Origin of the sequence: Streptomyces sp. NPDC088706 (genome assembly GCF_044752765.1) — a bacterium.
Lineage (GTDB): Bacteria > Actinomycetota > Actinomycetes > Streptomycetales > Streptomycetaceae > Streptomyces.
The window spans coordinates 197,639-212,736 of the sequence record NZ_JBIVLW010000003.1; the positions used below are offsets into that span (position 1 = coordinate 197,639).

Here is a 15,098-nt window from a genome sequence, read left to right on the forward strand (position 1 = left end):
GAGTTCTCCTCATGAGTAAATCAATCATCGACAACTCGCCGCTTTTCGAACTGCGCGCGGACATCGCCGTATCCGCCACCCCGAAAGAGGTCTACGCGGTCGTCAGCGATTTGCCGCGCAGCGCCGAATGGAGCCCCGAATGCCGGGGCGGTGAATGGATCGGCGGAGAGCCCGCCGCCGTGGGCACCGTCTTCCGCGGCGAGAACCTGCGCAGCGAGGACGTCGTGGCGTGGGCCCCGCTCGTGCGCGGGACCTGGTACACCGAGGCCCGCGTCACCGCGGCCGAGCCGGGCGAGACCTTCCGCTGGATGATGCTCTCGCACGCCCAGGACGACCAGGAATCGGTCTGGGGCTTCGACATCGAGCCGCTCGCCGAAGACAGCAGGCTGGTCCACCACTTCCGGATGGGCAAGGCGACCGCCGGAATTCACAAGATCGTCTCCGAGCTCGACGAGGACGCCCGCAAGCGATTCGTCGCGGACTGGACCGCAAAGCTGGAACGGGACCTCGACGACACCCTCAAGCGAATCAAGGACGTCATCGAATCCGCATGACGGGTTCCTTCCCGCGTACGTGAAACGGAGTGGGCGAGATGTTTCTGCAACGAATAGGGAACAAGGGCATCCGGCTGGGAACGCTCTTCGACCGGGCGGCCGCCCGGCACCCGGGCAACATGGTGGTCCTGGACCACGACCTGGACGTCGCGCCCGAGCTGGGCCGCCGGCTGGTGCTGCCCGAGGTGGCCGAGCTGGTCGCCGAACTGGCGTCGCGGCTGTGGGCCGCCGGGGTCCGCACCGGTGAGCGGATCGTCGTCCACAAGACCGACGGCTTCGACATTTCGCTGCTGGCCTGCGCCGCGGCCCGGATCGGTGCCGTACCGGTGCTGCTCTCCCCCAAGCTGGACGGCGCGACCGTCGTCGAGCTGGTGCGCAGGGCCCAGCAGCCCTATCTGGTCACCGACGAGGCCAAGCTCACCGACAGCCTTCCGGCGGACGTCTTCGACGCGGCGCGCAAGGTGCTCCTGACCTCCGGCACCTTCGAGGGCGCGACCCCGCTGGCGTCGTACGCCGGTACCGAGCGGGTCGCCCCGATCACCATGCCGCCGGACCACCCGACGCTGATCACCCACACCTCGGGCACCACGGGCACACCGAAGCTGGCGGTGCACACCGGCCACACCTTCCAGTCCCGCTACCGCCCCCAGGCGACGGTGGTCTCGGCGGTCCGCAGCCGCGAACCGGTCGCCATCCACGTCTCGTTCGTGCACTCGCGGATGTTCACCGCCATGCCGATCGCGATCCTCCAGGGCCACCCGCTGATCATCCTCAAGGACGACGACCCGGAGTCGGTGGGCACCCTCTTCTCCCAGGTCCCCCCGGGGCTGATCGAGGCCCACCCCAACACGTTCCTGCGGTGGGAGGTGCTGGCGGACGACCCGCGCGGCCCGCTGAGCAACGTCAAGTACTTCAGCTCCACCTTCGACGCCATCCACCCGCGCACGGTGCACAAGCTGCTGGGCGCCTCGCGCCGGCGGCTCCCGCTGTTCGCCCAGGCGTACGGCCAGAGCGAGGTCGGCCCGATCGCGGCGCGGACGTACTCCCGCAAGCGCGGGACCGAGGCGGACGGCCGCTGTGTCGGCTCACCGTTCCCCGGGATGACCGACGTGCGGGTGGTCAGCCGCGACGGCAACCCGCCGACCAAGTCCTCACCGGGCTTCATCGAGGTCCGCAGCGACGGACGGATCGTCACCTACCTGGGTGAGCACCCGCGGTGGGAGAAGCAGGTCAACGACGGCTGGTGGCGGATGGGTGACGTCGGCTACCGCACCAAGTGGGGCTGCCTGCACCTGCTGGACCGCGAAGTGGACGAGATCCCCGGGGTGGAGTCCACCCTGGAGATCGAGGACAAGCTCTTCGCCCGGGTCGAGGACCTGATCGAGGTCATCATCATCCCCGGCCCGGACGGCCGGCCCGTCCCGGTGGTGTCCACCCGCGACGACAAGCCGCTGGACGAGCGCGTGTGGCGGGACGCGGTGGTCGGTCTGCCCCCGATGGCGGACCCGGTCCGGTGGAAGCTGGAGGATCTGCCGCAGACGGCCACCACCAAGATCAAACGGCTGGAACTGGCCCGGCTGCTGGCGGCCGGCTCCACCGGGAACGGCGACCGGCCATGAGCGACGCCCCTCTCGAGATCTGTGTGGTGGGCGCCGGACCCCGCGGCCTGTCGGTGCTGGAGCGGCTCTGCGCCAACGAGCGGGCCGCCCCGCAGCACTCCGCCATCACCATCCACGTGGTGGACCCCTCGCCACCGGGGGCCGGTACGGTCTGGCGGCCCGAGCAGTCCCGGCACCTGCTGATGAACACCGTGGCCTCGCAGATCACCGTCTTCACCGACGACAGCGCGCGGCTGGCCGGCCCGATCGAATCCGGGCCCAGCCTGTACGAGTGGGCCCGCGCGCTCGACGCCCGGGCCGGGGCGGGCCACGTCGACGCCGACGACGCCGACGACGACGTACTGGCGGAGGCCCGGGCCCTGGGGCCGGACGACTACCCCACCCGGTCCTTCTACGGCCGCTACCTGCGCCACTGCTTCCAGCAGGTGGTGGACCGCGCCCCGGAGCACGTCACCGTCATGGTGCACCGCTCCCGGGCGGTGGCCATCGCCGATGTGCACGGCGTCACCGACGGGACCCAGGGCGTACGGCTGGAGGACGGCACCCGGCTCAACCAGCTCGACGTGATCGTCCTCGCCCAGGGCCACCTGCCCACCCGGCTGACCCAGCGCGAGGCGCGCACCGCCGGTCTCGCCCGCATCCACCACCTGACGTACGTGGCCCCGGCGAACCCCGCCGACCTCGACCTCAGCTCCATCGAACCCGGACAGCCGGTGCTGCTGCGCGGCCTCGGGCTGAACTTCTTCGACCACATGGCGCTGTTCAGCGCGGGCCGGGGCGGTGCCTACGAGCGCGGTGCGGACGGCAGGCTCGGCTACCGGCCCTCGGGGCGCGAGCCGCGGATGTACGCCTTCTCCCGGCGCGGGGTGCCGTACCACTCCCGCGGCGAGAACCAGAAGGGCGCCTTCGGGCGGTACTTCCCCCGGCTGCTCACCGTGGAGTACATCGCCGATCTGCGCGCCCGCTCCGCCGAGGGCGAGCGGATCAGGTTCACCGCCGACCTGTGGCCGCTGATCGCCCGCGAGGTGGAGAGCGTCTACTACCGGACCCTGCTCACCTCCCGGGACCGCGCGGGCGACGGCGAGGCGCTGGCGGAGCGGTACCTGGCACGGCCGGCCGACGACGACGGGGAGCGGCTGCTCACGGAGTTCGGCGTCCCGCCGCAGGAGCGCTGGTCCTGGGAGCGGATCTCGCGGCCGTACGAGAACCGGCAGTTCACCAGCCGGGAGGACTTCCGGGCCTGGCTGCTGGAGTACCTGGCCGCCGACGTGGTCGCGGCCCGCAGCGGCAACGTCAGCGGACCCGTCAAGGCCGCGCTGGACGTGCTGCGCGACCTGCGCAACGAGATCCGGCTCGCGGTGGACCACGGCGGGCTGGCAGGGGACTCCTACCGGGACGAGCTGGAGGGGTGGTACACCCCGCTCAACGCGTTCCTGTCCATCGGTCCGCCGGCCTCGCGCATCGAGGAGATGATCGCGCTGATCGAGTGCGGTCTGCTGGAGGTGACCGGACCGGGCACGAAGATCGCGGTGGACACCACCGTGCCGCAGTTCGTCGCGGTCTCCACCGATGTCCCGGGCCCGCCGATCCACTCCACGGTGCTGATCGAGGCCCGGCTGCCCGAGCCCGATCTGCGGCGCACCGACGATCCGCTGATGCGCCATCTGCTCGACACCGGGCAGGCCCGCCCGTACGCCATCACCGGTTCGCGCGGCACGAGTTACCAGACCGGCGGGCTGGCCGTCACCGAGCGCCCCTACCGGCTGCTGGACGGGAACGGGCAGGCGCATCCGCGGCGCTTCGCCTACGGCGTACCGACGGAGTCGGTGCACTGGGTCACGGCCGCCGGCATCCGCCCCGGGGTCGACTCGGTGACGCTCGGCGACTCCGACGCCATCGCGCGGGCCGCCCTGGCCGTGCCGCCCGTCGCCCACCGGCCGTGGTCCGCGCAGCCCCACACCGCGGCAGAGGGCTTCGTCGGGGTGATCGTGTGACGGCCGAACCGACCGGCCCCCGGGCCGCCGCCCCCGGTGCCCCCGCGCCGGGGGCGGCGGCCCGTCCGGCCGGCACCGACACGGGGCCGGCACCGGCGGGCGCGGGCATCGACTCGGGGCTGCTGTCCCCGGTCCGCGCGGGCACGCCCGGTGAGGCTGCGACGGGCGACGAGGCCTGGTTGCAGGCCATGCTGGACGCCGAGGCGGCGTTGACCCGGACCCAGGCCGGGATCGGCACCGTACCGAAGGAGGCCGCCGGGACCGTCACCCGCGTGGCGCGTGCGGACGCGCTGGACCTGCGGGCGCTGGCGCTGGCCTCCCGGGAGACGGCCAACCCGGTGGTCTCCCTGGTGGCGGCGCTGACCCGGGCCGTCGCGGCCGTGTCGCCGGAGGCCGCCGAGTACGTGCACCGGGGCTCCACCAGCCAGGACATCCTGGACACCGGGGCCATGCTGGTCGCCACCCGGACCCTGGAGCTGATCGCGGCGGACCTGGTCGCAGCCGCGGACTCGCTGGCCCGGCTGGCGCGGGAGCACCGGGACACCGTGATGCCGGGGCGCACCCTCGCCCTCCAGGCCGTACCCACCACCTTCGGGCTGAAGGCGGCGGGGTGGCGGCGGCTGCTGCTGGACGCCCACCGGCGGATCACCTCATTGCTCGACGGGGGACTGCCCGTCTCGCTGGGCGGGGCGGCCGGCACGCTCGCCGGATACCTGGAGTACGCGCTGGTCGACGGCGACGAGCGGGCCGAGGACGTGGACGGTTACCTCGGGCTGCTGCTGGACGGGTTCGCCGCCGAGACGGGGCTCGCCCGGCCCCCGCTGCCCTGGCACTCGCTGCGGACGCCCGTCGCGGACCTCGGCGCCGCCCTCGCCTTCACCGCCGGCGCGCTCGGCAAGATCGCGGTCGACGTCCAGTCGCTGGCCCGGACCGAGGTCGCCGAGGTCGCCGAACCGTCCGTGGCCGGGCGCGGCGCCTCCTCCGCCATGCCGCACAAACGCAACCCGGTGCTCGCCACGCTGATCCGCAGTGCCGCGCTCCAGGTCCCGCTGCTGGCAGCCGGACTGACCCAGTGCCTGGTCTCCGAGGACGAGCGGTCGGCCGGTGTCTGGCACGCCGAGTGGTCGCCGCTGCGGGAGTGCCTGCGGCTGACCGCCGGGGCCGCGCACACGGCGGTGGAGCTGTGCGCGGGCCTGGAGGTGCACCCGGACCGGATGCGGGACAACCTGGCGCTCACCGGCGACCAGGTGGTGACCGAACGGATCGCGGCGCATCTGGCCCCGCACCTCGGCCGTACGGCGGCCAAGCGGCTGCTCGGTCAGGTGGCCGACGAGGTACGGACGAGCGGCCGGCCGCTGGCGCAGGTGCTGGCGGCGCGTCCCGAGGCAGCGGGGCTGCCGGCCGGCGCGGAGCTGGACCGGCTGTGCGACCCGGCGTGCTACACGGGCGCCGCGGGCGCCCTGGTCGACCGGGAGGTGGGGCGGTCCGGGGAGTCCCCCCGGGGCTGATCGCACGGGTGCGCGGTGGCATCCCCGAGAGGGACGCCACCGCGCACCCGCGTGTTCAGGCCGCGTCGTGCAGCCGCCGCAGCAGCGCCTCCGCCCACCTGTCCTCGTACGCCTCGAAGAGCGGGAAGCCGCCCCGCTCCGGCGCGTCCGTCCAGCGGCACCGCACCCCCGGGTTGTGCACGGCGTACCCGCCCGGGGCGAACAGGTGCGGGCTGCCCTGCACCTGGGGCCCCCGGGCGATGTCCCACTGGCCGTACACCTCGGCCCGGCCCTCCCCCGCGCGCAGCGCCTTGGCCAGCGCGCTCGCGTCCACGTGTTCGCAGCTCTCGGCGAGCTCCAGGATCACCGCGTGCACCCCGACCGACCGGCTGTCGGTGAAGAAGGCGTGGCGCAGTGCGGTGTCCAGCTCGTCGGAGGCCCGCAGTCCGCCGACGGCCGGCGACTTCGCGGCCTGTACGGCCTCCAGGGCGGGCAGCATGCTGGAGGGGTAGGTCCACTCCGGTGCCGACCACCGCCGCCAGCCGACCTCGGGGCGGCGGGCGGCGATGGCGGCGAGCTCCACGTCCACGATGAACTTCGGGGTGGGCTCGCGGTTGAAGAGCTCCAGCGGGAAGGCCCGGTGGTCGACCAGGACCGGCAGGCCCAGCCGGGCGGAGGCGGCCCGCAGGGTGTGCAGGGCGAGCGCCGCCCAGGGGCAGCCGATGTCCGACCAGACGGTGAGGACGGGCGGGCCGCCGCCGTCCGCCGGTCCGGTGCCGACCAGTGCGGGGTCGTCGCTCGTCATCGGGCCGCTCCCTCGGTGCGCCGCAGCAGTTCGGTCAGCAGGTTACGGGAGATGTGCACCCCGTCACGGGTGAGCACCGATTCGGCGTGGAACTGGACGGAGGCGAACCAGGGGCCGCGCAGCCCGTGCACCTCACCGGTCCGGGCGGACCGGCTCACCTCGACCGGGCCGATACCCGGACAGTCGATCTTGTCCTCGTCACAGACCGCGGCGAAGGTGTTGTAGAAGCCCACCCGTTCGCGGCGGCCGAAGAGGTCGATCTCCCGCTGGACGCCCTGGTTGGGCACCTCCCGGCGGGTCAGCGGCAGCCCCAGGCGGTTGCTCAGCACCTGGTGGCTGAGGCAGACGGCGAGGAACGGGGTGCGGTCGGCCAGGAGCCGGGCCACGGCCGCGTCGAGGTGGGCCACCTTCGGGTCGGTGAGTCCCCGTGGGTCGCCGGGGCCCGGGCCCATGACGGTGAGGTCGTGGTCGGCCGGGTCGTAGGGCTCGTCGAACCGGCGCACCGTCACCGTCAGGCCCAGCGACGTGAGTTGCTGGGCGATCATCGAGGTGAAGGTGTCCTCGGCGTCCACCACCAGCACCCGCCTCCCGGCCAGGTACGGGTCCGGGGCGTGCCGGTCGCCGGTGCGGGCGAGCCAGAAGTCCGCCAGGGAGGAGTTGCGTTCGGCCAGGGCCGCCCTGACCTCCGGGTTGGCGGAGAGCCGGACCTCTCCGCCGGTCTCCAGCGCCGCGAGCAGCCCGGCGGCCTTGGCGCGGGTCTCGGCCGCCTCGGACATCGGATCGGAGTGGCGTACGAGGGTGGCACCGACGCCGATCCGCAGGCGTCCGCCTCCGTCGATGTCGGCGGTGCGGATCAGGATCGAGGAGTCCAAGGCGTGGCCGCCGTCCCGGTCGCGGCCCAGCAGCGCCACCACCCCGCTGTAGTAGCCGCGGCCCTCGGGCTCGTACTGGTGGATGACGCGGCAGGCGCTCTCCAGCGGACTGCCGGTGACGGTGGGGGCGAACATCGTCTCGCGCAGGATGTCGCGCGGGTCGCGGTCGCTGTGCCCCTCGATGAAGTACTCGGTGTGGGCGAGCCGGGCCATCTCCTTGAGGAACGGTCCGATGACCCGCCCGCCCTCCGAGCAGATCCGGGACATCATCTTCAGCTCCTCGTCGACGACCATGTACAGCTCGTCGATCTCCTTGCGGTCCGCGAGGAACTCCATCATGGCGGGCAGGCTCGGGCCGGTGGCCGCGTACCGGTAGGTGCCGCTGATGGGGTTCATCACGGCGAGCCCGCCGGCGAGGCTGACGTGGCGCTCGGGGGTGGCGCCGACGAAGGTGCGCTCGCCGGTGTGCACGACGAACGTCCAGTACGCGCCGGACTCCCGCTCCAGCAGCCGCCGGAAGAAGGTGAGCGCGGCCCCGGGGCCGTAGTCGGTGATGTCCGCCGAGTAGGTGCGCTTGATGACGAAGTTGGCGCCCTTGCCGGTGCCGATCTCCTCGGTGACGACGGTGCGCACGGTCTCCGCGTACGTCTCGTCGTCGGTGTCGAAGCCGCCGCCGGTGAGGGCGATCGGCACGTCCGGGATGCGGCGCAGCGCCTCGGCGACCGTCCGGACCTCCTGGCCGGTGACGGTCATCGCCAGGAGCGGCGAGCCGTCCTCGGCGCCGACGAAGCCGCGCTCGGCGATCTGCCGGTACGGGACGAGGACCAGCGCGTCGTGCCGGGGCTCGCCCCCGGAGCCCGAGGGGAGCGGGATGTCGGCCAGGGTGGCGTAGGCGCGGACGTCCCCGACCAGTACGTCGAGGGTGCCCTCGCCGGTGGACTCCGGGCGGTACAGCAGGGCGAAGGGCGGCGGGTGGGGAGCGAGCACCTGCCCGAGCAGATCGGTCATCAGCCCACCGCCTCCTTGGTCGTCAGCACCACGGCGCAGCGGTGCGCGGCGTACTCCACGGTCATCAGGTGCCGCTCCCGGGAGAAGTCGGCGACGGCGTCCGCGATCAGGAAGGTCTCGATGTCGTGGGTGAAGGACTCGACGGCGGTCATCAGCACGCCGACGTGCCCGTAGACACCGCAGACGACGAGCTGGTCCCGGCCCGCCTCCCGCATCCGCTCCAGAAGGTCGGTGCGGAAGAACGCGCTGTAGCGCCATTTGGTGAGCATCCAGTCACCGGGGGCGGGCGCGAGCTCGTCGACGACCTCCCGGTCGGCGGGCTCGCTGCGCATGCCCGGGCCCCAGAAGTCCCGGAGCAGACCGCGCTGTTGGGCTGTCATGCTGCCGGGCTGGGCGGTGTACGCCACCGGCATCCCGGCCGCGACGGCGAAGGCCCGCAGCCGGGACGCGTTGGCCAGCAGCGGTTCGCGCAGCTCCGGGGCCAACGGCTGGAGGAAGTACCGCTGCATGTCGTGGAGGAGCAGGACGGCCCGGTCGGGGTCGATGCTCCAGGGGGCGGTGTTGTCGGGCAGGTCGCCGCGTTCCGGGATCGGGTACGGCGGGATGGGGGCGATGCCGGCCATGGGTGGTCCTTGGTCCTTTCGGGAGTAGGTGCTGTCGGGGTCTCGGCCGGTCCCGGGGGCTTCGCGGGCGGGCCGTACGGGTCAGGCCCCCAGCGAGGCGCCGCCGTCCACGGTCAGGTCGTGCAGGGTGATCTGGGCGGCCCGGTCGGAGAGCAGGAACGCCACCGCCTCCGCGACATCCGCGGGGCGGCCGATCCGGCGCAGCGGGATGCCGACGCGGTACGCGGAGGGCGAGCCGTCGAGGGTGTGCTGTTCGGCCTCCCGGTCGTGCCACATCGAGCGGAGCATCGGGGTGTCGGTGGAGCCGGGGGCCACGGTGTTGCACCGGATGCCGTACCCGGCGACCTCCAGCCCGAGTGACTTGATGAGCAGGGTCGCGGCGGCCTTGGAGGCGGCGTAGGCGGCCATCCCCGCCCGGGGGGTGACGGCCGCGTTGGAGGTGACGGTGACGATCGCGCCCCGGTTGCGCGGGATCATCCGGTTCACGACCGCGCGGGACACGTTCAGGACGCCGGTGACGTTGACGTCGAGCATGCTCCGCCAGTCCTGGTCGGTGAGGTCGCTGACCGGCCCGAGGCGCAGCACCCCGGCGGCGTTGACCAGCTGGTCCACCGGTCCCACCCGCTCCTCGACGGCCGCCACCACGGCGTTCACCGCCGCGCTGTCGGACACGTCGACCGGGAAGGCCGTCACCGGCAGGGACTCCGCGCGGAGTTTGCCGACCTCCTCGGCCAGCCGGCCGGCGTCACGGTCGACGGCGGCCACCGTCGTGCCCTGTTCGGCGAGCAGCCGGACCACGGCCGCGCCGATACCGCCGGCCGCCCCGGTGACCAGTGCTGTCTGCTCTTCCACCTGAACTCTCCTTCGTACGAGGGGTGTACGGGTGTGTACGTACGGATGCCTGCGGACGCGTCCGCGGCTCAGTCGCGCCAGGCGGCGATGACGGAGACCGCCTGGGAGGCGGTGAGCCGGGGGTCGCAGAAGCTGGTGTACTTCTCCCCGACCTGGTGGGCCCGGGTCTCGTTGCGCACGCACTCGGTCACGTCGTCGGGGGTGGTCTCCAGATGGATGCCGCCGGGCGTGCCGTCGGCCGAGCGGACCGCGGCGAGGAAGCCCCGCACCTCACGCTCGACGTGTTCCAGGTAGCGGGTCTTGAGCCCCTCGCCGGTGGTGACGGTGTTGCCGTGCATCGGGTCGCAGAGCCAGCTCACCGGGTGCCCGGCCGCGCGGACGGCCGCGACCAGGGCGGGCAGCCGCTCGCCGACGACGTACGCGCCCATCCGGGAGATGAGGGTGAGCCGTCCGGGCTCGCGCAAGGGGTCCAGCCGCTCGCACAGGGTCAGCAGGTCCGCGACCGCCATCGACGGGCCGACCTTGCAGGCCACCGGGTTGGCGATGGCGGCGAACAGCTCCACATGGGCCCCGTCGAGCGCGCGGGTGCGCTCACCGATCCACGGCAGATGGGTGGAGGCCAGCCACAGGGCCCCCGACCCGTCCCGGCGGAGCATCGGCAGCTCGTAGTCGAGCAGCAGCGCCTCGTGGCTCGTCCACACCGGCGGGTCGATGGCCCGGGTCTCCTCGCGGGGGCCGGGGTGCCAGCCGAGGTGGCCCATCATCTCGCCCGCCGCGTCGTAGCCGGTCAGCAGCCGGGACGGGTCGGGGACGCGGCCCTTGGGGGCGGGTTCGGGGCTGTTGACCATGTGCCCCCGGTAGACCGGTAACTCGACCCCGCCGATCCGTTCCACCGGCTGCGAGCGGGGCTTGGCGAACTGGCCGGCGATCCGGCCGATCCGGACGATGGGCTTGTGCGAGGCCATCTTCATGGCCCCGGCCAGCAGGTCGAGCACCGCGGCCTTCCGGGCGACGTACCCCGCGCTGGACTCCATGGGGTCCTCGGCGCAGTCTCCCGCCTGGACCACCTGCGCCTCGCCGCGGGCGACCCGCGCGAGGATCTGCCGGAGGTCCTGGACGTCCTCGTAACGGACGAGTGCGCGGCGCCCGGACAGCGTTCTGCGCACGTCCTCCAGCCGGTCGGCATCGGGCCAGTCCGGCTGCTGGAGTGCGGGCCTGAGCCGGATCTCGGACACGACGTTGTCCACTGGTGCCTCCACGGTCGCATGGGCGAGCGGGGCCGCTCGCTGTCGGGGGTGAGTCGGTGCGGCGTCGGCATGCCCGTCGCGGGCGCCGTCGGTGACGAGGCGGCGGGCGGGGTGCGCCGCGCCGCCCGGTACCCGGACGACCCGAGCCCGCGGGTCAGGAGGGGGGGCGGCCGTCCCGCCCTGGTCCGGCTGCCGATCCTGGGCGGGATCGGGGCGGCTGCCAACCAACGGCGGAGCAGTTCGTCAGGTGACGCGGATTCCATCAGGTCTACCCGCGTCCAGCGGTACCGACCTGACGGACTAGCCGGGCGGCCCTGGGCCGGCGTACCGGGGGCGTTGCACCATGAGGCCGCTCCCGACCCCTGCTCCGCGCTGCGCTGCGCCAGGCCCCTGGAGACCTTTCGATGACATCAGGCAACAACCTCGGCCTTCCCCGGCGCGCGTTCGTCGCCACCGCCGCGGCGGCCGCCGCGGCGGCCGCGACCGCCGGTTCGGTCCGGCCGGCGGCGGCCACCTCTCCCCGGCCCTCCCGGTCCCGTGGCGGATCGGTGGTCGTCCGCACGACCGCCGGCCGCATAGCGGGGGAGCGGCTCGACGACGTCACCGTCTTCCGCGGTGTCCCCTACGCGGCCCCGCCCGTGGGACCGCTGCGCTTCGCCTCACCCCGGCCGCCCGAACCGTGGACCGGTGTACGGGACGCCACGGCCTTCGGCGCCCCGGCGCTGCAGACCGACTACCTGCCGGACAGCAGCGAGGACTGCCTGTACGCCAACATCTGGACGCCGGGCACCACCGGCCGGCGCCCGGTGGTGGTCTACATCCACGGCGGCGGCTGGTTCCTCGGGGCGGGCAGCGAGCCCGACTACGACGGCGCCCGGCCGGCCGTACGCGGCGATCTGGTCGTCATCAACTTCAACTACCGCCTGGGGCTGCTCGGCTGGGGCCTGAACGAGGAGTTCACCGACTCCCGGACGCAGTCCTTCGCCAACTGGGGCCTCCAGGACCAGGCGGCGCTGCTGCACTGGGTCCAGGCCAACGCCGCCGCCTTCGGAGGGGACCCGGGCAACATCACGCTGGCCGGCACCTCGGCCGGCGGATCGAGCACCTGGCAGCTCAGCCTGCTGCCGCAGCTGCGCGGCGTGATCAGGCGGGCGGTCCCGATCAGCGCCAAGCACGTCTGGAACCCGGCGAGTTCGACCAGCCCGCAGGAGTCGCGCGAGGTCTACGCGCTGCTCGCGTCACGGCTCGGCACGACGGTCGCCGGACTGCGTGAGGTATCGGGCCATGAGCTGAAGGCCGCCTGGGAGGCGCTGTACTCCGGCGACCCCTCCGAGCGGCCGGTGACCGGCTGGCGGGAGTACCGGGGGCCGGTGCCCGACGGGCGGTGGATGCGCGGCTACGACCACGAGCTGCCCACCCCCCGGATACCGATCATGCCGGTGTACGCCCGTACCGAGGGCTCGTTCTTCACCGGCGGACCCGGCTACCCCTACCCCGGCCCCCACCCTGGCGACGACGCCGAGCTGCGCGAGGCGGTGTTCATGGTGCTGCGCAAGGGCAGTGCCCGGGCCGGCTACCGCGATGCGGACCGGGCCATCGCCTTCTACCGCGAGGCGGCCGTGCGGGACGGGCTGCCGCAGGACCCGATGTCGCTCTGGTCGGAGATCTGGGGCGACGGCCTGTTCCGCTACCAGATCATCCGGCTCGCCGAGCGGCACGCCCGCGAGGGACGGTCGCCGCAGTACCTCATGGAGTTCGCGCACCCGGTGCGCGCGCCCTACTCCGGCACGCCGCACGAGGCCACCTCCAAGTTCCTGTTCGGTTCGCACGCCCTGCCCGCCAACGAGCCCGCCTACGGTGACGGCCCGCTGGAGCGCCAGGTCTCCGACACCCTGATCGACCTGATCGCCTCCTTCGCCCGCGACGGCAGGCCGGTGAGCCCGCACGCCCCCGCGTGGCCGGAGTTCTCCCCCCGCACCCCCAGCACGATGGTGGTCGGCGGCCCCGACGTCGCCCGCGTCTCCACGACCTTCAAGGCGGACCAGCTCCGCTACTGGGACCGGGCCGGCTGGGTGCCCCGCACCTGAGGTCCGTCGCCCCACTCCCGCACAGCGCTGTTGACACGGCTCACCACGAGGAAAGGAACCGAGACACTATGTGTGGACTCGCAGGCTGGGTCGGCTACGACCGCGATCTGTCCCCCTTGGGCGACACCGCGGCGGCCATGACCGCGACGATGGCGTGCCGGGGGCCGGACGACGCGGGAGTGTGGACGGCACCCCATGTGGCGCTCGGCCACTGCCGGCTCTCGGTCATCGACCTGGCGGGCGGCCGGCAGCCGATGCACGTCACCGGCCCCGACGACGGCCTGCCGGTCGTCGTCTACACCGGTGAGGTCTACAACTTCCTGGAGCTGAAGGAGGAGTTGAGCGGCCTCGGCCACCAGTTCCGCACCTCCAGCGACACCGAGGTCGTGCTGCACGCCTACCTCCAGTGGGGTGAGGACTTCGCGCAGCGGCTCAACGGGATGTACGCGCTGGCGATCTGGGACCCGCGCACCGAGGAACTGCTGCTGGTCCGGGACCGGATGGGCGTCAAGCCGCTGTTCTACTACCCGACCCGTGACGGGGTCCTCTTCGGCTCCGAGGCGAAGGCGATCCTGGCCCACCCGGAGGCCGAGGCGGTCGTGGACCGCGAGGGCCTGGCCGAGATCTTCGCCATCATCAACACCCCCGGGCACGCCGTGTTCCAGGGCATGCACGAGGTGGTCCCCGGCACGGTCGTCCGCTTCGGCAAGGGCGGCCACACGGCCCGCGCCTACTGGGAGCTGCGGGCGCAGCCGCACGCCGACGACCTCGACACCACCATCGCCCAGGTCCGCGAGCTGCTGGACGACATCGTCCGGCGCCAGCTCATCGCCGATGTGCCGGTGGGCACCCTGCTCTCCGGCGGACTGGACTCCAGCGCCCTCACCGCCCTCGCGGCCAAGGCCTTCCGGGACCAGGGGCGCTCCGAGCGGGTCAAGGCGTTCTCGATCGACTTCAAGGGCAACGACGAGGCCTTCGCCGGCAACGGGATCTGGCAGGACCCCGACACCCCGTACGCCGTCGAGGTCGCCGAGCACTGCGGCGCCGAGCACATCGTCGTGGAGCTGGAGAACGCCGACGTCCTGGACGAGTCCATCCGGGCCCGGGTGCTGCGCTGCCAGGACCTCCCCGTCTCCACCGGTGACATGGAGCACTCGCTGCTGCACCTGTGCACCGCGCTGAAGCGCCAGGTGACCGTCGCCCTGTCCGGGGAGACCGCCGACGAACTGTTCGGCGGGTACAACTGGTTCTTCGACCGGGAGGCCGTCGAGGGCGACACCTTCCCCTGGTACGACGCCTGGCGTCGGCTCGGCGGCCTGGACACCATGAAGGAGATCGGGCTGTGGGACCGGCTGGGGCTGGAGGAGTACGTCAAGACGCGCTACGCCGAGGCGCTGGCGGAGGTCCCCCGGCTGCCGGGCGAGTCCGCCCGTGAGGAGCGGATGCGGGAGCTCACCTACCTCAACATCTCCCGCTGGGAGAACTTCCTGCTCGACCGCAAGGACCGGATCAGCATGGCCGCCAGCCTGGAGGTCCGCGTCCCCTTCACCGACCACCGGCTCGTGGAGTACGTCTTCAACGTGCCGTGGGAGATGAAGAACTTCGACGGACGCGAGAAGAGCCTGCTGCGCGCGGCGGTCGCGGACGTGCTCCCGGAGTCGGTGCTGACCCGCAAGAAGAGCCCCTACCCCTCCACCCAGGACCTGGAGTACGTCCGGGCGCTGCGGGAGAAGGTGGCCGCCCTGCTGGACGAGGGTTCGCCGGTGCTGGCCCTGGTGCCGGCCGAGTCCATCCAGCGGCTGCTGGACAAGCCGCTGGAGTCGTACGCCGGGCTCGGCGGGCTGTGGGGGACGCGCGCGGTGATGGAGCGGCTGGTCGAGTTCAACACCTGGGTCACCGTGTACGGGGTCCGGGTCGAGGCGTGACGCGCCCCGGCACGCCCCGACCGCT

11 protein-coding genes are annotated in these 15,098 nt (G+C 73.0%); 6 read left to right on the forward strand and 5 right to left on the reverse strand.

Translation table 11 applies throughout. From position 1 onward, the window contains the following. The first annotated feature begins 11 nt into the window (after positions 1–11). Genes ACIQAK_RS10410 through ACIQAK_RS10425 form a run of 4 tightly spaced genes read left to right on the forward strand, consistent with a single transcriptional unit; the run spans position 12 to position 5,675 of the window. Positions 12–554 carry an SRPBCC family protein gene (locus ACIQAK_RS10410; protein ID WP_366388817.1) on the forward strand — a complete coding sequence of 181 codons (543 nt, stop codon included), beginning with the start codon at positions 12–14 and terminating at the stop codon, positions 552–554. Positions 555–592: 38 nt separating this feature from the next. Then, on the forward strand, positions 593–2,173 hold the full coding sequence (locus ACIQAK_RS10415) for an AMP-binding protein (protein ID WP_366388816.1): 1,581 nt from the start codon (positions 593–595) through the stop codon (positions 2,171–2,173). Next, on the forward strand, positions 2,170–4,167 hold the full coding sequence (locus tag ACIQAK_RS10420; RefSeq protein WP_366388815.1) for an FAD/NAD(P)-binding protein: 1,998 nt from the start codon (positions 2,170–2,172) through the stop codon (positions 4,165–4,167). The genes ACIQAK_RS10415 and ACIQAK_RS10420 overlap by 4 nt, the downstream gene beginning before the upstream one ends. Next, entirely contained in the window at positions 4,164–5,675 is a 1,512-nt protein-coding gene (locus tag ACIQAK_RS10425; RefSeq protein WP_366388814.1) for an adenylosuccinate lyase family protein, read from the forward strand. Before ACIQAK_RS10420 ends, ACIQAK_RS10425 begins: the two co-directional genes overlap by 4 nt. 55 nt (positions 5,676–5,730) lie before the next feature. Here the strand turns inward: ACIQAK_RS10425 and ACIQAK_RS10430 are convergent, their stop codons facing one another. The 5 genes from ACIQAK_RS10430 to ACIQAK_RS10450 form a co-directional block, all read right to left on the reverse strand. Beyond that, positions 5,731–6,459, reverse strand: a complete 729-nt coding sequence (locus ACIQAK_RS10430; RefSeq protein WP_366388813.1) for a DsbA family protein — start codon at positions 6,457–6,459, stop codon at positions 5,731–5,733. After that, the gene (locus ACIQAK_RS10435) at positions 6,456–8,339 is read right to left on the reverse strand and encodes an anthranilate synthase family protein (protein ID WP_366388812.1); all 1,884 of its coding nucleotides are present in this window, start codon (positions 8,337–8,339) and stop codon (positions 6,456–6,458) included. Before ACIQAK_RS10435 ends, ACIQAK_RS10430 begins: the two co-directional genes overlap by 4 nt. Continuing rightward, positions 8,339–8,962: an isochorismatase family protein gene (locus ACIQAK_RS10440; protein ID WP_366388811.1), complete on the reverse strand. Its 624-nt coding sequence runs from the start codon at positions 8,960–8,962 to the stop codon at positions 8,339–8,341. The genes ACIQAK_RS10435 and ACIQAK_RS10440 overlap by 1 nt, the downstream gene beginning before the upstream one ends. 81 nt (positions 8,963–9,043) lie before the next feature. After that, the gene (locus ACIQAK_RS10445; protein WP_366388810.1) at positions 9,044–9,814 is read right to left on the reverse strand and encodes a 2,3-dihydro-2,3-dihydroxybenzoate dehydrogenase; all 771 of its coding nucleotides are present in this window, start codon (positions 9,812–9,814) and stop codon (positions 9,044–9,046) included. Positions 9,815–9,882: 68 nt separating this feature from the next. Continuing rightward, the gene (locus ACIQAK_RS10450; RefSeq protein ID WP_366388809.1) at positions 9,883–11,061 is read right to left on the reverse strand and encodes a 3-deoxy-7-phosphoheptulonate synthase; all 1,179 of its coding nucleotides are present in this window, start codon (positions 11,059–11,061) and stop codon (positions 9,883–9,885) included. A 404-nt stretch (positions 11,062–11,465) separates the two neighbouring features. Here ACIQAK_RS10450 and ACIQAK_RS10455 point away from each other — a divergent pair, with 404 nt between their 5' ends. Beyond that, positions 11,466–13,148, forward strand: coding sequence for a carboxylesterase family protein (locus tag ACIQAK_RS10455; RefSeq protein WP_366388808.1), 1,683 nt, complete (start codon positions 11,466–11,468; stop codon positions 13,146–13,148). 68 nt (positions 13,149–13,216) lie between these two features. Beyond that, complete coding sequence (asnB, locus tag ACIQAK_RS10460) at positions 13,217–15,073, forward strand: asparagine synthase (glutamine-hydrolyzing) (RefSeq protein ID WP_366388807.1); 1,857 nt, start codon at positions 13,217–13,219, stop codon at positions 15,071–15,073. The last annotated feature ends 25 nt before the right edge of the window (positions 15,074–15,098 follow it).

Excerpts from the sequence above, each read along its gene's own strand:
- ACIQAK_RS10410 (WP_366388817.1), top strand. The coding sequence starts at position 12 with ATGAGTAAATCAATCATCGACAACTCGCCGCTTTTCGAACTGCGCGCG.
- ACIQAK_RS10415 (WP_366388816.1), top strand. The coding sequence starts at position 593 with ATGTTTCTGCAACGAATAGGGAACAAGGGCATCCGGCTGGGAACGCTC.
- ACIQAK_RS10420 (WP_366388815.1), top strand. The coding sequence starts at position 2,170 with ATGAGCGACGCCCCTCTCGAGATCTGTGTGGTGGGCGCCGGACCCCGC.
- ACIQAK_RS10430 (WP_366388813.1), bottom strand. The coding sequence starts at position 6,459 with ATGACGAGCGACGACCCCGCACTGGTCGGCACCGGACCGGCGGACGGC.
- ACIQAK_RS10435 (WP_366388812.1), bottom strand. The coding sequence starts at position 8,339 with ATGACCGATCTGCTCGGGCAGGTGCTCGCTCCCCACCCGCCGCCCTTC.
- ACIQAK_RS10440 (WP_366388811.1), bottom strand. The coding sequence starts at position 8,962 with ATGGCCGGCATCGCCCCCATCCCGCCGTACCCGATCCCGGAACGCGGC.
- ACIQAK_RS10455 (WP_366388808.1), top strand. The coding sequence starts at position 11,466 with ATGACATCAGGCAACAACCTCGGCCTTCCCCGGCGCGCGTTCGTCGCC.
- asnB (WP_366388807.1), top strand. The coding sequence starts at position 13,217 with ATGTGTGGACTCGCAGGCTGGGTCGGCTACGACCGCGATCTGTCCCCC.